A 14,632-nucleotide genomic window follows, 5' to 3' on the forward strand; every position below is an offset into this window, starting at 1 on the left:
AAGGCCCGCTTCGGCCCTGAAATTCACTGACATGGCGGCATGCGCTCCGGTGTTGTCCCTGTTGGAGCGTGAAGGCATAGAACCTCAAGTAAAGTTGAGGTCAATAGCCATGGCGAAGATAAAACCCGGGCAGCGCCACATCCCCTTGAGCGTCGGCGAACTGGCGCGGCGCAGCGGGGTCCCGGTCTCCACCCTGCACTTTTATGAGCGGGAAGGATTGCTGGCGAGCTGGCGCACCGAAGGCAATCAGCGGCGCTATCCGCGCGAGGCGCTGCGGCGCGTGGCGGTGGTGAAGACGGCGCAGCGTCTGGGCGTTTCGCTGGCCGAGATCCGCGAGGCGCTGGACGCCCTGCCCGCCGGCCGCACGCCGGACGCCGCGGACTGGGCCCGCATGTCGAAAGCCTGGCGGGCGAGCCTGGACGCGCGGATCGCGGCGCTGACCCGGCTGCGCGACAATCTGGACGGCTGCATCGGCTGCGGCTGCCTGTCCATCAAGGCCTGCCCCTTGCGCAACCCCGGCGACGTGCTGTCCGAAGACGGCCCGGGACCGCGCCTGCTGGAGTGAGGCGGCGGCGCCAACACTTTGGGTGCTTCCTCCTCTTTTTTGCTCCCGGAATCCGCGTCAGCGGATGTCCGGGATCCAGTTTGCGGCGGTCCCGCCATCTCTGGACCCCGGATATTGGCTGCGCCAATTCCAGGGACTCTGGGGGGAGGATGCGCCGAAAGCTCCGCAGGTCCTGTGACCTCGGAGGCATGAGCAAGTGAGGGAAGCGGCGCGCGTTTCGGACGCTGGCCGTATGTACTTATTGAGTGCTTTGCGAACCGAAGCTGCGCGCCGCTGACGTTTGAACCTGCCTGAAGTTGGCCTTGCGACCGTTTTTCCTTCGCAGTCCCTTCCGACAGGCCGGAGCGGTCATCGGGCAAGGTCTCCTCCCGCGACACCTCCGGCGCCGTTCCCCGCCCCATGCGACCCGAGCTCATGGTCCCTCGCGGCAGCGAACAGGAGGGAGTATGGGGCAGGTTGAAGGCCGGTCTGATATTTCTGTTTTTGTCCCTGCTTTCCCGGCCCTTCGAGACGCCGCGCCTTCAGCGCGGCTCCTCAGGGGGAGGGTGATGGAATGGGCAAGGGAAACAAGAATCTCACACCCATCCCTTAGCCTGAGGAGCCCGGAAGGGCGTCTCTAAGGCGGGGTCGAGAAGGCGCGAATTTCCTCCGGAAACCCGGCGCTATTTCCTTATTCTAACGCGGCGTCGCTTCAGTATCGGGCCTGAGCGGCCAGTCTTTCATGGCGATGCGGCGTTCGACGGCGTCCCAGAAGGCGACGGCGGTGTCGATGCCGGAGAAGCGTTTGAGTTCCTGGATGCCGGTGGGGGAGGTGACGTTGATTTCGGTCATCTTGCCGCCGATGACGTCGATGCCGACCAGGATGAAGCCGCGTTTTTTCAGCATCGGGCCGATGGCCGCGCAGATGTGGCGGTCCTCTGCGTCCAGTTCATCCGGTTCGGCCTTGCCGCCGACATGCATGTTGGAGCGGGCCTCGCCCTTTTGCGGGACGCGGTTGATGGCGCCGATCGGTTCGCCGTCGATGATGATGACGCGCTTGTCGCCCTTCGAGACATCCGGGAGGAAGGCCTGGGCGATGACCGGTTCGCGGCTGATCTGGAAAAACATTTCCAAAAGGGAGGAGAGATTGGAATCGCCCTGTTTCAGCGCGAAGACGCCGGCGCCGCCATTGCCGTAGAGCGGCTTGACGATGATGTCGCCGAGACGGTCGCGGAACTGGCGGATTTCGCGGACATCGCGGCTGATCAGGGTTTCCGGCATAAGGTCCGGATAATCCAGCGGCAGGATCTTTTCCGGCGAAGAGCGGACCCAGAACGGATCGTTCACCACGAAGGTGTCCGGGTGCAGCATTTCCAGAATGTGCGCCGCGGTGATGTAGGACATGTCGAAGGGCGGGTCCTGCCGCATCAGGACGATATCCGCGTCCTCCCGCAGATCCAGCGTTGTGTCCGCGCCGAAGGCGGCGTGATTGCCTTTTTCGCGCTTCACCTCGACGGGGCGGGCCCGGGCGCGGATTTCGCCCGCGCCCCAGGTCAGGGCCTCCGGGCCGTAGACGAAGAGCTGGTGGCCGCGCTCCTGCGCCTCCATCATCAGGGCGAAGGTCGTGTCGGCCTCTATATCGACCGACTCGAGCGGGTCCATCTGGACGGCGACGCGCAAGCTCATCTACTGGCCCTCGATCCGGACATAGGTCACGACCCTTTCCACATCGGGCACCAGGCTCGCGATCTGGGAGGCGCGGTCCAGCTCGACCTGGCTGCGCGCCACGCCGAGCAGATAAACCACGCCCTGATGGGTCTCTACATTGTAGTTCACGCTGCGAACGCCAGAGTCGGCCAGCAGCCGGGCGCGCACCTGATCGGTGATGAATTCGTCCCGGGCGCTGGCCTTGAAGGTGTCGCGGGCGCCGACATGGATCTCGTTCCCCACCTGATCGACATAATCGGAGGTCCAGGCGATGCGCTCCGCCTCGATCTTGTCTTCGGGGCGCGGCACCTCCCCGGTGAGAAGGGCGACGCCCTCCGTAATCTCCACATCGACGTCTTTCAGATAGAAGTCCTCGGTGCGGCTCATCCGCGTCTTGATCGCCATGGTGGCGTTGACGTCCTGCAGGGTCTGGTTGCCGGTGCGCTCGGCCGTGAACAGGCCGACCGTGGAGGTGCAGCCGGCAAGCGCCAGCGCGGCGAGCGGAAGTATCAAGCGAAGCATGGGCGGGCCTCCCCTTCCAGAATGGTTCAGTTCAGATGCGCCAGGTCGGGCGAATCAGGCCGCCACGCATCAGCATGATGCGCCGGCCAGCGCCACGGCGCCACAATCACCCAGTCATATCGCATATCCAATCGGGCCAGATCAGGGCGCTGGCCGCGAAAAACGCTGGCGGCGCGGGCGGTGCGCGCCATCTGGCGCGGACGCACGGGGTCGGCGCGGGCCGCGGCGCTGGCCAGGGTTTTCACCTCGACAAAGGCCAGAACCCCGCCGCGCCGGGCGATCAGGTCGATCTCGCCGAAACCGGTTCGGCGGCGGCGGGCGACGATCTGATAGCCTTTGAGCATCAGCAGGGCGGCGGCGGCGATTTCGCCCCAGGCGCCGCGGCGTTCGGCGCGGCGGCGCGCGGCGGCGCCGCTCACGCGCGGCTCTTGAGGGCAAGCGCGCGCTGGTAGAGGTCGCGCCGGGGCAGGCCGCTGGCTTTCGCGACGACGGCGGCGGCGTCCTTCACCGAGTCGGCCTCCATCGCCTCTTTCAGGGCGGTGTCGATGCGGGCGTCGTCCCATTCGGCCTCGGCCTCCGAAGGCGGGCCGACCAGCACGACGATTTCCCCCTTGGGCGCGCCGGATTCGGCGTAGCGGGCGGCGAGGTCCGGCAGGTCGCCGCGCACGGTTTCCTCGAACCGCTTGGTCAGTTCGCGGGCGACGGCCGCCGGGCGCGGGCCGAAAACATCGGCCATGGCGGCGAGGCTGTCGGCCAGACGCGGGCCGGATTCATAGAAGATGAGCGTCGCCGGGACGCGGACGAAGGTCTCAAAAAACGCCGCGCGCTTGCCGGATTTGGGCGGGGCGAACCCGGCGAAAAGAAAAGCGTCGGTTGGCAGGCCCGCGGCGGCGAGGCCTGCCAGCGCGGCGGATGCGCCGGGGATCGGGATGACGCCGATTCCGGCGTCTATGGCGTCGCGCGCCAGCTTGAAGCCGGGGTCGGAGACCAGCGGCGTGCCGGCGTCGGAGACCTGCGCGATGCGCGCGCCGCCTTCCAGTTGCGCGATGATTTCGGGACGAATCTCCGCCGCATTATGGTCGTGATAGGCCCGCATGGTCGTGGTCACGCCATAGGTTTCCAGCAGGCGGCGGGTGATGCGGGTGTCCTCGGCCAGGATCAGGTCGGCGCCGGCCAGAACATCCAATGCGCGAAAGGTGATATCGCGGAGGTTTCCGATCGGCGTGGAGACGATATAAAGTCCCGGCGCCAAGGATGGGTCGGGCTTCGGCCAGCTTATGGCGTCTTGCCGCCGCGGATCAGGGATATCGGACCTCATGTCAGGACTTAAGGTTTCATCATTGGAAGCGTTTTGGAAGATGCTGGCGCTTTCCATGGCCGTTGTGGCCGGACTGACGCTGGCCGGGTGCGGCAGCGCCCCGCCGCGGCCCGACCCGGTGGTGACTCCGCCGCCCCCGCCCCCGGCGCAGGAAGAACCCGATATCGTTCTGGAAGAACCGGACGAGCCGGACCCGCGCGACGCCGAAGAGCCGGACAGCTATATCAAGCCGCCGCACATGGAAGACCGCACGGTCATCCGCGCGGCGCTGCTGCTGCCGTTTTCGGCCAGCAACGAGGCGGCGCGGAACGAGGCGGCCTCCATGCTGGACGCCGCGCAGCTGGCGCTGTTCGAACGGGGCGGCGATTCGCTGCTGATCATTCCAAAAGACACGGGCGGCCGCGCGGCGGGCGCCCGCGCGGCGGCGCAATCGGCGCTGCGCGAGGGCGCGGACGTGATCCTGGGGCCGCTATTCGCCGAATCCGTGACCGCCGCGGCGGATGTGGCCTGGGCGCAGGGCGTGCCGGTGATCGCCTTTTCCACCGACCGCATGGTGGCGGGCGAAGGGGCGTATCTGCTGTCCTACCCGCCGGAGGAAGAGGTGGAGGCGCTGAGCCGTTACGCGGCCAGCCAGGGCGCCGGCGCGGCGGCGCTGCTGGGGCCGACCAATGAATATACGCGGCGCTTCGACCAGCGCCTGCGCGAGAACGGCGCGATGCCGGGGGGCTTGAGCTTTGCGACCAGCGAGATCTATCCGCTGTTCAACGCCGACGCCTCCACCGCCGCCATCACGCGGCTGGACCAGAGCCGGGGGAGTTTCGGGGCGCTGTTCCTGACCGAGACCGGGGATTCGCTGGTCGAGCTGGCGCCGATCCTGTCGATCCATAATTTCGAGGGGCGGGACACGCTGCTGATGGGCTCCGCGCTGTGGCGGTCTCAAATTACGCTGCGGGGCGTGGCCTCGCTGCGCGGGGCGCTGATCGCCGGACCGGACGAGAACGCGCAGACGCGGTTCGAAAACGCCTATCGCGCCGCTTATGGATCCGGCCCGTCGCGGCTGGCGAGCCTGGCCTATGACGCGGTGGCGATCGCCGATCACCTGGCCGGGGCGCGCGGGCGTCAGGCGGAGCTGAAACTGGCCAATCCGCAAGGCTTTCTGGGCGCGGGCGGTCTGTTCCGTTTCGATCAGGAGAATATCGCCGAGCGGGCGCTGGCCATCTATGAGCTGACGGCCGGCGGGTTCCAGCAGGTTCAGCCGGCTCCGACGCGCTTCCCGCCGGAATCCTAAGGGCAGAGCGCCCCGGCGACATAGTCCAGCACGGGACGGCCCTTTCGCGTGGCCTTGATGCGGGTTTCATCGCCCGCCACGAGGCCCTGACCGGTCAGGCGCGCAAGGGCGTCCGCATCGACATCCTGGCCGGTGGCGGCGCGCAGGCACGCGCGGTCCAGACCGTCGGTGATGCGCAGACCCATCAGGATCATCTCGCGCGCCGCATCCAGCGGAGAGAGGGTTTCGTCCTCTTCCCAGAGTTCGCCCGCCGACACCGCCGCCTGATAGGCGTCCGGACGGCGGGCCAGCGCGAAACCGCGGCGCGCGTCACCGTCCGCCCAGAGGCGGCCATGGCCGCCGGGGCCAATGGCGATCCAGTCCTGCGAGGTCCAGTAGAGGCGGTTATGGCGGCTCTGATGCGCCGGGCCGCTGGCGTGGTTCGAAACCTCATAGGCGGGCAGGCCGCGCGCGGCGCAAATCTCCTGCGTGATCTCATAAAATTGCGCGGCGCTGTCTTCTTCAGGCGTATCCAGTTGACCGCGCGCGGCGCGTTTTTCGAAGGCGGTGCCGGGTTCAATGGTCAGCTGATAGGCGGAGAGATGCTTCAGGCCGAAGCCGAGCGCTTCCTCCAGCTCCGCCTCCCACGCTTCGGCGGTCTGGTCCGGGCGGGCATAGATCAGGTCGATAGAGACGCGCGGAAAAATCTCCAGCGCCAGCGCGATGGCGCGCCGCGCCTGATCGGCGCTGTGCATGCGCCCCAAAGATTTCAGGGCGTCATCGTCCAGGGCCTGCACGCCGAGCGAGACGCGCTCCACCCCGGCATCGCGGAAGGCGCGCCAGCGTTCCGGGTCAGCGTCTTCGGGATTGGCTTCAAGGCCGATTTCGGCGTCCGGCGCAAAGCCGAACCGCGCATCGGCGGCCTTGATCACCGCCGCGATGGTCGCAGGCGGGGCCAGCGAAGGAGTGCCGCCGCCGAAATGCAGGCTGGCCAGCGGACGGGGCTCCATATGCTCCGCCCACAGGCCGACATGGCCGGTCAGGGCGGCGGTCATGGCGTCCGTATCCGCGCCCCTGGCGCGATAGACGTTGAAATCGCAATAGGGGCATATGCGGGCGCACCAGGGCCAGTGCGCATAGAGACCGAGGGCGGGCCGGGTCACTGATCCAGCGCGGCGCGCGCCAGCTCCGCGGTATGCGCCATCAGTTCGGGACCGCCGGGTTGGCCGTGGCCGGGGACGATCACCTCTATCCCCGGGAAGCGCTCTGCCGGAGCTTCGGCGGCCTCGGCCCAGGTTTCGAGATTGCCGTCGGCGGTGTTGCCCATGGACGTGGCGTCCGCCGCGCGGATCAGGCAGCCGCCGAACAACAGGTTCGCGCGATGGACATAGACGACGATATTATCCTCCGCGTGACCGTGGCCGGGATAGAAGACCTCCATCCCGTCATAGCCCTCATCAATGCCGAAGCTCTTGCCGACCGCGCCGATGTCCAGACCGCCGCGGCCCTCCGACATCATGATCTGCGCGGTCTTGTTGAGACCAATGCTGGCCGCGCCGGCGGCCTTGGTGACGGGGAGTCCGGCCGTGCGGTCCTCGTGCGAATGGGTGATGACGACCAGCTTCACGGGCTTGCCGATCTCGCGCGCCACCCAGTCCATCAACTTTTCGGTGGCCGGCTCGCCCCAGGCGGTGTCGATGAGAACCACGGAATCCGCGCGCTCCACGATCAGGCCGTTGGAGCCGACGCGGCCATATTCGGGCAGGTCGCGATAGGAGGTGTGCATCCACACCCCGGCGTCCAGCTCGCGCACGTCCAGTTCCTGCTCTACGGGAAGATCGGCGGACTGGGCGGCGGCGAAGGCGAACAGGCCAAAGAGGGCGGCGATCATGCGCGCGGCTCCGCGCCGGATTTCAGCGCGGCGAGAAATTTGTCAAAGGCGCGGGCGCGGTGGCTCATGGCGTGTTTTTCCTGCGGTTCGATCTCGGCGAAGGTCTCTTTGCGGCCAGGGGGCTGGAAAATCGGGTCATAGCCGAAGCCCTTGCCGCCGCGCGGCGGCCAGACGATTTCGCCCTCCACCTCTCCGCGCCAGGTATGGACGCCGCCCGGCTCGGCCAGCGCCAGAACGCAGACGAATTTCGCGGCGCGGTCATCGCTTTCCGCCTCCGACATCGCGGTCCAGACCTTCTCCATCGCCCTGCCGAAATCGCGCGGCTCCCCCGCCCAGCGCGCCGAATAGATGCCGGGCGCGCCGTCCAGCGCAGCGACGGCGAGACCGGAATCATCCGACAGGGCGGGGAGGCTGGACGCCTCCGCCGCGGCGCGGGCCTTTAGCGCGGCGTTGCCTTCGAACGTCGGTTCGGTTTCTTCCGGATCGTCCAGACCCAGCTCCCCGGCCGAGACGGTCTCTATGCCCAGCGGAACAAGGAGATCGCGGATTTCGCGCACCTTTCCCTCATTGTGGCTGGCGACGACGATCTTCGTGAATGAAAACATTGTAATGCCTTGATGCGATTGTGCTCTTGCGGATTTCATCGAAAGTCGATACGTGTTTATCGAATAACAACAAGTCTTGACGAAACCGGTTCGCCAAGGGAGAGAGATGAAAGCGCTCGGACACCGCTCTATCGCATCCATACTGCGCGTGGCGCTGAGAATCTTCAGTATCTTCCTGTGGATCGCGCTTTTCTTCGCCGGCGTGGCGGGACTGGCGCTGTTGCTGGTGTCGTTCGGATTCGATCTGGGGCTTGAGGTCGAGCAGTTGTCGCCCGCGCTGGCCGTGCTGGCCAACGCCATCATGTTCATCACGGTGGGCGCGGCGCTGATCATTGTCGGGCGGCTGCGGAAGATCTTCGCGACGCTGTCCCAGGGCGACCCGTTTGTCGAACAGAACGCGGTTCATCTGCGCGTGGTCTGGATCGCGCTGGCGGTCTGGGAGCTGTCGCGCTACCTGCTGGGCGGAACCGCGGCGGCGCTGATGTATTTCCTGCCGGAGGATTCCACGCCGGCGGAATATCTGAACGTGGATATTTCCCTCTCCGTCTGGTTCTCCGTGTTGACGCTGATGGTTATGGCGGAGGTGTTCCGCGAGGGCGCGCGCATGCGTGACGAACAGAAGCTGACCATCTAGATAAGGACGGCAATGGCGATTCAAGTGACCCTGGACCGAGTGCTTCTGGAGCGGCGTATGTCGCTGACCGAGCTGTGCGACCGTGTCGGGGTGACGCTGGCCAATCTGTCGATTCTGAAAACCGGCAAGGCCAAAGCCGTGCGCTTCACGACGCTGGAGGCGCTGTGCCGCGAGCTGGAGTGCCAGCCCGGCGACATCCTGCAATTTGTCGATGACGAAGAAGACGGGACAGCGGCGAACGACGCAAAGGCGTCAGAGAACGCCGCGGAGTAGGCCCTAGCCCAGCGCCGCTTTCTGCAACGCGAACAGATCCGTGCAGCCGGTTTTGGCCAGACGCATCAATTCCTGAAAATCCTCATCGCTGATGGCGCGGTCCTCGGCGGTGACCTGCGCCTCGATGATGCCGCCGGAGGCCGAGAGCACGAAATTGCCGTCGGCCTGGGCGCGGCTGTCTTCTTCATATTCCAGATCGAGGCGCGTCTGGTCGTCAACCACGCCGCAGGAAATGGCCGCCACCTGATCGAACACCGGGTCGGTCTTCATCACGCCTTCCTCTATCAGGAAATTACAGGCGCGTTTCAGAGCGACCCAGGCGCCGGTGATGGCCGCGGTGCGGGTGCCGCCATCGGCCTGAATGACATCACAATCGAGAATGACCTGGCGTTCGCCCAGCGCCTGCAGGTCGACACAGGCGCGTAAGGAGCGGCCAATCAGGCGCTGGATTTCCTGCGTGCGGCCGGACTGTTTCCCGCGCGCCGCTTCGCGCTGGCCGCGCGTATGGGTGGCGCGGGGCAGCATGCCGTATTCCGCCGTCACCCAGCCGCGGCCCGAGCCGCGCATCCAGGGCGGAACCGAATTTTCCACGCTGGCCGCGCACAGCACATGCGTGCCGCCGAACCGGGCAAGGCAGGAGCCTTCCGCATAGATCGCCGCGCCGGGCTCCAGCGTCACATCTCGGAGGGCGTCGCGCGCACGGTCGTGAGGTCTCATATCGGCTCTTGTCCTTAGTCGGGGGGGGTTGAGGCGGCAGGTTGCGCGAAGCTGTAGCGCGGGGCGGCTTCCAGCCCAAGAGCCGATTGCGGAGGCGGCCCGCCTCGCCTAGCTATGGTGTTGAAATGGATGAGAAGAAACCAGAGAGCGGCGCCGTTGAGCTGGACAGCCGCGCGCGCACCATCTTCCGGGAGGTCGTGGAATCCTATCTCTCGACCGGCGAGCCGGTGGGGTCGCGGACGATTTCGCGCATCCAGAGCATCGGCCTATCGCCCGCCTCCATCCGCAACACCATGTCGGACCTGGCGCAGATGGGGCTGCTGACCGCGCCGCACGCCAGCGCCGGACGCCTGCCCACCCATGCCGGGCTGCGCATGTTCGTCGACGGCCTCTTGCAGATCGGCGACCTGACCGAGGACGAGCGGAGCCAGATCGATGTGCGCATCAAGGGCGCGGGCCAGTCCATGGACCAGGTGCTGGAATCGGTGGGCGAGATGGTTTCCGGGCTGGCCGGCGGGGCCGGGCTGGTCACCACGCCGGCGCGCGATGCGGGCCTGAAACACGTGGAGTTCGTCAGCCTGGGGAACGGCCAGACCATGACGGTGCTGGTGTTCGAGGACGGCAATGTCGAAAACCGCATCATGGCCACGCCCGAGGGCCTGACGCCGTCGGCGCTGGTCGAGGCCGGAAACTACCTGTCCGCGCGGCTGAAGGGACGCACGCTGGCGCAGGCGCAGGCGGATATCCGCGAGGAGCTGTCCGCCGGTCAGGCGGCGCTGGACGAGGCGGCGGAGCGGCTGGTCTCCACCGGACTGGCGGAATGGAGCGGGGGCGAGGCCAAGCGCATGCTGATCGTGCGGGGCCGGTCGCGCCTGCTGGAAGAATTCGGCGCGGCGGAGGATCTGGAGCGGATCCGCCTGTTGTTTGACGATCTGGAGCGGAAAGAGGAGCTGATCTCCCTGCTGGACCAGACGCGCGAGGCGGAAGGCGTGCGCATCTTTATCGGCGCGGAAAATCCCTTATTCAGTCTTTCGGGTTCGAGCCTGGTCGTGGCTCCCTATATGAACCGGGAGAGAAAAGTTGTCGGCGCGCTGGGGGTTGTCGGTCCCACGCGCCTGAATTATGCGCGCGTGATCCCGATGATCGATTACACCGCGCGCCTTGTAGGACGGATGCTGGATAATGAGTGACGAAAACCGCGAAGACGAAGCCGGCCCGGCGCCGGAAGACATCGAAGCGATGGAAGAGGCCGCGGAAGCGGCGGCGAGCGCCGGGGGCGATCTGGACGCTTCCAATGACCCGCTGGCCAAGCTGCAGGCGGAGAACGAGGATTTGCGCGACCGCGCGCTGCGGGCGCTGGCGGAGCTGGAAAACACGCGCAAGCGCGCCGAACGCGATGTGCAGGCGGCGCGCACCTACGCCATCGAACGGTTCGCCACGGACCTGATCTCGGTCGCCGACAATCTGACGCGGGCGCTGGAAAGCGTGCCGGAAGGGTCCGACGAAGGGCGGTCCGAGCTGGCGAAAAACCTGCTGTCCGGCGTGGAGATGACGCAGCGCGAACTGATGCGCGCTTTCGAGCGTCATGGAGTCGAACAGGAAAATCCGAAGGGCGAAGCCTTTGATCCGAACCGCCATCAGGCGGTGACGCAGATGCCGTCCGATGTTCCCTCGGGCCGCGTCGCGGAGGTGATGCAGGTGGGTTATGTGCTGGGCGAGCGCCCGCTGCGCGCGGCGATGGTGGCGGTGTCCACCGGGCCGCAGGGCGGCGGACAGGGCAGCGGCCAGACCGCGCCCGGCGGCGAAAGCACCGGCGGAACCACGGACTTCAAGGTCTAGGCGGATACCCGCGCCCCGGCGCGGGCCGCCCGGCGGCGCCACGCCCGCTCATGCACCGTATAGGCGATGGTCTGGACGAAAGGCTCCAGCAAACCGATGGCGAGGGCGGCGTGCAGATTGCGCGTCAGCGCAAACGCCACGGCCACCGCAACGACGAGATGCATCAGCGCATAGGTGCCGGTCTTGAGAAGGGCTGCATCGAACCTGAACATGAAGTTGAGAATAATTCTCAACTAGCCGTTCGCAAGTCTTTGCGGCATCGGAAATTTCTATTCCGCCCATAAGAAAAACGCGCGGCCCGCAAGAGCCGCGCGTTTTCATGTGTGTGTGCGAGCGCTTCGACTAGCAGCCGCGATACTGGCCGTTCTGCCAATAGGTGCAGCCGTCGCGATCGACATAGAAATAGCGGCGGGCGCGCTCATCATAATAGAGGTCGCCGCCATTGGGGCCCTGACGGCCCTGGACGCGCTGGTCTTCGCGATAGCCTTTATAGGCGCCGGCCGCGCCGCCAACCGCCGCGCCGATCGCCGCGCCGCGCTGGGCGTCGCCGTCGCCGACATTGTTGCCGATGGCCGCGCCGGCGATGCCGCCAAGGGCCGCGCCGCCGATGGCGTTGCGTTCAACATTGCCGGTGCTCGTGCATGCCGCAGCAAGAAGACCCGCGGCGGCAAGGAGTGAAATCTTGGCGTACATGACGTTTATTCCTTTCATCAACGCTCGTGACGGGGGCAAACGCGCGGGAGATAAGCCGGTTCCCGCACAGGCGCCGGTCCGCCGGATACGTTGCAACCCTGTCACGCCGGGCATGAACTCAGGCTGAAGCGCCGGCGCAGCTTCCGTTCAGTCCGGAAGCGTCACCCGGCGGAGCGTGAGATTGATGCGGCCGCCCCGGGGCAATAGCGCGCTGGTGCCCGGATAGATGCGGTCCACGCCATGATAGAAACGCCGCGATGCGCCGCCCAGAACGACGACGTCGCCCGATTTCAGACGCAGCGAACGCGTCTTGCCCTTGCGCTGCGGCCCGCCCAGACGGAACAGGGCGTCATCGCCGAGGCTGACCGAGACGACCGGGGCGTTGGCCGCTTCCTCGTCCCAGTCGATGTGCAGACCCATCCGGGCGTCCGGATCATAGAAATTCACCAGACAGGCTTCCGGCGGCGCCGGATAGTCGGTGACCGTCCGCCACAGGTCCAGCATGACGGCGGGCATGGCGGGCCAGGGGCCGCCGGTAACCGGGTGGGCGGGTTCATAGCGATAGCCGTCCTTCTGGTCTGTGACCCAGCCCAGCGGACCGAAATTGGTCATGCGGACGGAGAGCTTCTGCCCCGTGCGCGGCATTGAGGGGCGGTAAAGCGGCGCGGCCTCGACCCCGGCGCGGACCGTTTCGACAAGGCTTTCCTGCGCCGCGCGGTCGAAATGGCCGGGCAGATATTTGAAGCCGTCGCCGCCATCCAGAGTCATGATATCCGCTCAGCCGCCGCTTTTTCCGTCGCAGAGATAGGCGTGGCCGGCGTAATTGGCCGCCACGATGCCGGTCAGACGGTCATAATGGGGACGCGACCAGACGCCGACCATGGGGCCGTCGCGATTTTGCAGCGCCTGATGCAGGAGCGCCGTGGTGGGGCCGGGCCGGAAATGGGTCTGGTCCCAGTAATTCAGCCCGTCCAGCGTGAAATCGTGAAACCCGCCAAGAAAGACCAGTTCCGGGGCGGCCGGCGCGACGTCCGCCAGCCAGCCAGTATAGGTTTCAACATCCATGCGGGTGAGGATCGTGGCGCTGAGCGGCTCCACCACGAAAACCGCGTCCACGCCGGCGGCGCTAGCCGCGTCGCGGATGCGGGCGATGGCGCGTTTCTGGCCGGCGTAACGTTTGGGCCGGTATTTGCGGACACCGCGCAACGCACACTGATCCACGCCGGCAAACGGCTCCCCCGCCGCGCGGCGGGCCTCGATCGCAGGATACTGCCAGTGGCCCGTTTCGGGGTCGTAGAGGAATTGCCCTTCGCTCGCGGCGTTGGTGAACAGGGCCGACACGGGCGCGCGGAGAAAGTCGGCGCGGACAAGCCAGTCGGCCCGCCCGGAAATCGCCGCCGGCTCCATCCGGGCGTAGGATTCGTCAAAGAAGCCGTAGCGGAAGCCCATCGGACTCATGGACACGACCAGCCGGGCCGGGCCGCAATGTTCGATCAGCCATAACGCCCGCAGCTCTATGCCGCGCCAGGTGTCGGCGGGAATGTTCAGGCTGTAGAAGCGGCCGCCATAGATCTCCTCCAGGGCGGCGGTTTCGTAGGCTGTTGCGCGGGAGTTTCCGAGGACAAAGGAATCCGCCCCCGCGCACCCGGCCTGTAGCCGGTCCTGCTTCACGATGCGCAGATTGACCTGTTTGTGGGTGGGCGCGCCGACAGTGCGGAAAACCCCGTATGGATCAGCAATATAACGCGGGGCGACGGTGGCGGCGGCCGCGGCGGGGATCAGCAGGAGGCAGAGTATGAACCGCAGCCGGTTCATCGGGATCAGCTCCCTTTGGTCTTTTTCGCGCAACGGGCGCGGTGCGCGGCATAATTGGCCGTCAGCGCGGCGGCAAAATCCTCCGCCGCGCCCTGCGTCCAGACGCCGTTCAGCGCCGTATCGCGATGCTTCAAGCTTTCCCGGATGAAGGGGCCGGCGGCGGTGTAGCGGAAGTGACTATACTCCCAATAGGCCGTGCCGTCCGTGGTGAAGGGATTGTAGCCGGCCAGAAACAGGAACTCTTCCGTGACGCCCAGCATTTGCAGCGCCCAGCCGCGATAGAATTCGATGTCAAAGCGGTTCTGGTAGGTCGAGCTGAGCGGCGTGACGGCCCAGAGGAGGTCGGTTCCGGTCTGGCGGGCGGTGTCCTTGATGGCCTCCATCGATTCGATCTGCGGGCGGAAGCGGGGCGCTTTGTCCCCGCGCAGCCGCCGCGCGCCGCATCGCCCTTTCTCATCCAGCCCGCGCCCCGCCGCCCGCGCATGTTCGGAGGCGGGAATGCTCCAGTGGCCGGTATCGGCGTCGTACTGGAAACGGTCATCGCGGCTGGATTCGAGACGCAGGATGCTGCTCATCGGGGTGCGGAGATAATCGAGGCGGTAAAGCAGCGGATTACGGCCCGTCATTTCCGGCGGGTCGAGGCGCAGATAGTCGTCGGTATAGGATTCGACGCGGAACGTGAGCGGATCCAGCGTCAGAACCACCAGGCCGGGATCGCAATGTTCCATCAGCCACCGGGCGCGGAACTCCATGCCCGCCCAGTTCTCCGTCGGCACCGTGTAGTTGAAGAAGGGGAAGCCGTAGATG

The 14,632-nt window shown here is 66.4% G+C and carries 19 protein-coding genes; 6 read left to right on the top strand and 13 right to left on the bottom strand.

The features are described from left to right. The first annotated feature begins 109 nt into the window (after positions 1 to 109). Positions 110 to 565: a redox-sensitive transcriptional activator SoxR gene (gene soxR / locus H2040_RS13110; protein ID WP_287157973.1), complete on the top strand. Its 456-nt coding sequence runs from the start codon at positions 110 to 112 to the stop codon at positions 563 to 565. Between the two features lie 675 nt (positions 566 to 1,240). On the opposite strand, the gene gshB is transcribed toward soxR, so the two are convergent. From gshB to rsmI, 4 genes are read right to left on the bottom strand one after another with little or no spacing between them, the layout of a single operon-like run. Continuing rightward, positions 1,241 to 2,230: a glutathione synthase gene (gene gshB, locus H2040_RS13115; RefSeq protein ID WP_287157974.1), complete on the bottom strand. Its 990-nt coding sequence runs from the start codon at positions 2,228 to 2,230 to the stop codon at positions 1,241 to 1,243. After that, a complete protein-coding gene (locus tag H2040_RS13120; RefSeq protein WP_022696810.1) occupies positions 2,231 to 2,773 on the bottom strand; it encodes a BON domain-containing protein in 543 nt (180 codons plus the stop codon). A 26-nt stretch (positions 2,774 to 2,799) separates the two neighbouring features. Continuing rightward, the gene (locus H2040_RS13125) at positions 2,800 to 3,192 is read right to left on the bottom strand and encodes a YraN family protein (protein ID WP_287157975.1); all 393 of its coding nucleotides are present in this window, start codon (positions 3,190 to 3,192) and stop codon (positions 2,800 to 2,802) included. Further along, complete coding sequence (gene rsmI, locus H2040_RS13130; RefSeq protein WP_502709341.1) at positions 3,189 to 4,091, bottom strand: 16S rRNA (cytidine(1402)-2'-O)-methyltransferase; 903 nt, start codon at positions 4,089 to 4,091, stop codon at positions 3,189 to 3,191. The genes H2040_RS13125 and rsmI overlap by 4 nt, the downstream gene beginning before the upstream one ends. Before the next feature lie 40 nt (positions 4,092 to 4,131). On the opposite strand from rsmI, the gene H2040_RS13135 reads away from it, so the two are divergent. Beyond that, entirely contained in the window at positions 4,132 to 5,379 is a 1,248-nt protein-coding gene (locus H2040_RS13135) for a penicillin-binding protein activator (protein ID WP_287157977.1), read from the top strand. Here the strand turns inward: H2040_RS13135 and hemW are convergent. The 3 genes from hemW to rdgB are packed head-to-tail and all read right to left on the bottom strand — an operon-like array spanning position 5,376 to position 7,854. Then, entirely contained in the window at positions 5,376 to 6,521 is a 1,146-nt protein-coding gene (gene hemW / locus H2040_RS13140; RefSeq protein ID WP_287157978.1) for a radical SAM family heme chaperone HemW, read from the bottom strand. The genes H2040_RS13135 and hemW overlap by 4 nt on opposite strands. Beyond that, positions 6,518 to 7,249: a subclass B1 metallo-beta-lactamase gene (bla, locus tag H2040_RS13145; protein WP_287157979.1), complete on the bottom strand. Its 732-nt coding sequence runs from the start codon at positions 7,247 to 7,249 to the stop codon at positions 6,518 to 6,520. Before bla ends, hemW begins: the two co-directional genes overlap by 4 nt. Then, the gene (gene rdgB / locus H2040_RS13150) at positions 7,246 to 7,854 is read right to left on the bottom strand and encodes an RdgB/HAM1 family non-canonical purine NTP pyrophosphatase (protein ID WP_287157980.1); all 609 of its coding nucleotides are present in this window, start codon (positions 7,852 to 7,854) and stop codon (positions 7,246 to 7,248) included. The genes bla and rdgB overlap by 4 nt, the downstream gene beginning before the upstream one ends. Positions 7,855 to 7,960: 106 nt before the next feature. On the opposite strand from rdgB, the gene H2040_RS13155 reads away from it, so the two are divergent. Together H2040_RS13155 and H2040_RS13160 are read left to right on the top strand one after the other, a co-directional pair. Further along, positions 7,961 to 8,488, top strand: coding sequence for a DUF2975 domain-containing protein (locus H2040_RS13155; RefSeq protein WP_287157981.1), 528 nt, complete (start codon positions 7,961 to 7,963; stop codon positions 8,486 to 8,488). Positions 8,489 to 8,500: 12 nt separating this feature from the next. After that, positions 8,501 to 8,761 (top strand): helix-turn-helix domain-containing protein, encoded by a 261-nt coding sequence (locus H2040_RS13160; RefSeq protein ID WP_022696816.1) that lies wholly within the window; start codon positions 8,501 to 8,503, stop codon positions 8,759 to 8,761. A gap of 3 nt (positions 8,762 to 8,764) precedes the next feature. Here H2040_RS13160 and rph read toward each other — a convergent pair whose 3' ends face one another. Then, positions 8,765 to 9,478 (bottom strand): ribonuclease PH, encoded by a 714-nt coding sequence (gene rph / locus H2040_RS13165; protein WP_022696817.1) that lies wholly within the window; start codon positions 9,476 to 9,478, stop codon positions 8,765 to 8,767. Positions 9,479 to 9,603: 125 nt separating this feature from the next. Here rph and hrcA point away from each other — a divergent pair, with 125 nt between their 5' ends. Together hrcA and grpE are read left to right on the top strand one after the other, a co-directional pair. Then, a complete protein-coding gene (gene hrcA, locus H2040_RS13170) occupies positions 9,604 to 10,668 on the top strand; it encodes a heat-inducible transcriptional repressor HrcA (protein ID WP_022696818.1) in 1,065 nt (354 codons plus the stop codon). Beyond that, the gene (grpE, locus tag H2040_RS13175) at positions 10,661 to 11,317 is read left to right on the top strand and encodes a nucleotide exchange factor GrpE (protein WP_287157982.1); all 657 of its coding nucleotides are present in this window, start codon (positions 10,661 to 10,663) and stop codon (positions 11,315 to 11,317) included. The genes hrcA and grpE overlap by 8 nt, the downstream gene beginning before the upstream one ends. Here grpE and H2040_RS13180 read toward each other — a convergent pair. From H2040_RS13180 to H2040_RS13200, 5 genes are all read right to left on the bottom strand, one after another. After that, the gene (locus tag H2040_RS13180) at positions 11,314 to 11,529 is read right to left on the bottom strand and encodes a DUF2061 domain-containing protein (RefSeq protein ID WP_027068221.1); all 216 of its coding nucleotides are present in this window, start codon (positions 11,527 to 11,529) and stop codon (positions 11,314 to 11,316) included. The genes grpE and H2040_RS13180 overlap by 4 nt on opposite strands. Before the next feature lie 130 nt (positions 11,530 to 11,659). Further along, complete coding sequence (locus H2040_RS13185; RefSeq protein ID WP_022696819.1) at positions 11,660 to 12,010, bottom strand: YMGG-like glycine zipper-containing protein; 351 nt, start codon at positions 12,008 to 12,010, stop codon at positions 11,660 to 11,662. Between the two features lie 147 nt (positions 12,011 to 12,157). After that, positions 12,158 to 12,778, bottom strand: a complete 621-nt coding sequence (locus tag H2040_RS13190) for an alpha-ketoglutarate-dependent dioxygenase AlkB family protein (protein ID WP_287157983.1) — start codon at positions 12,776 to 12,778, stop codon at positions 12,158 to 12,160. Positions 12,779 to 12,787: 9 nt separating this feature from the next. After that, positions 12,788 to 13,825: a hypothetical protein gene (locus tag H2040_RS13195; protein WP_287157984.1), complete on the bottom strand. Its 1,038-nt coding sequence runs from the start codon at positions 13,823 to 13,825 to the stop codon at positions 12,788 to 12,790. 5 nt (positions 13,826 to 13,830) lie between these two features. Further along, positions 13,831 to 14,632 (bottom strand): hypothetical protein (locus tag H2040_RS13200; protein ID WP_287157985.1); only part of this gene is annotated, 802 nt, incomplete at its 5' end.

Origin of the sequence: Euryhalocaulis sp., assembly GCF_013911995.1 — a bacterium.
GTDB classification, from domain to species: Bacteria; Pseudomonadota; Alphaproteobacteria; order Caulobacterales; family Maricaulaceae; genus Euryhalocaulis; species Euryhalocaulis caribicus.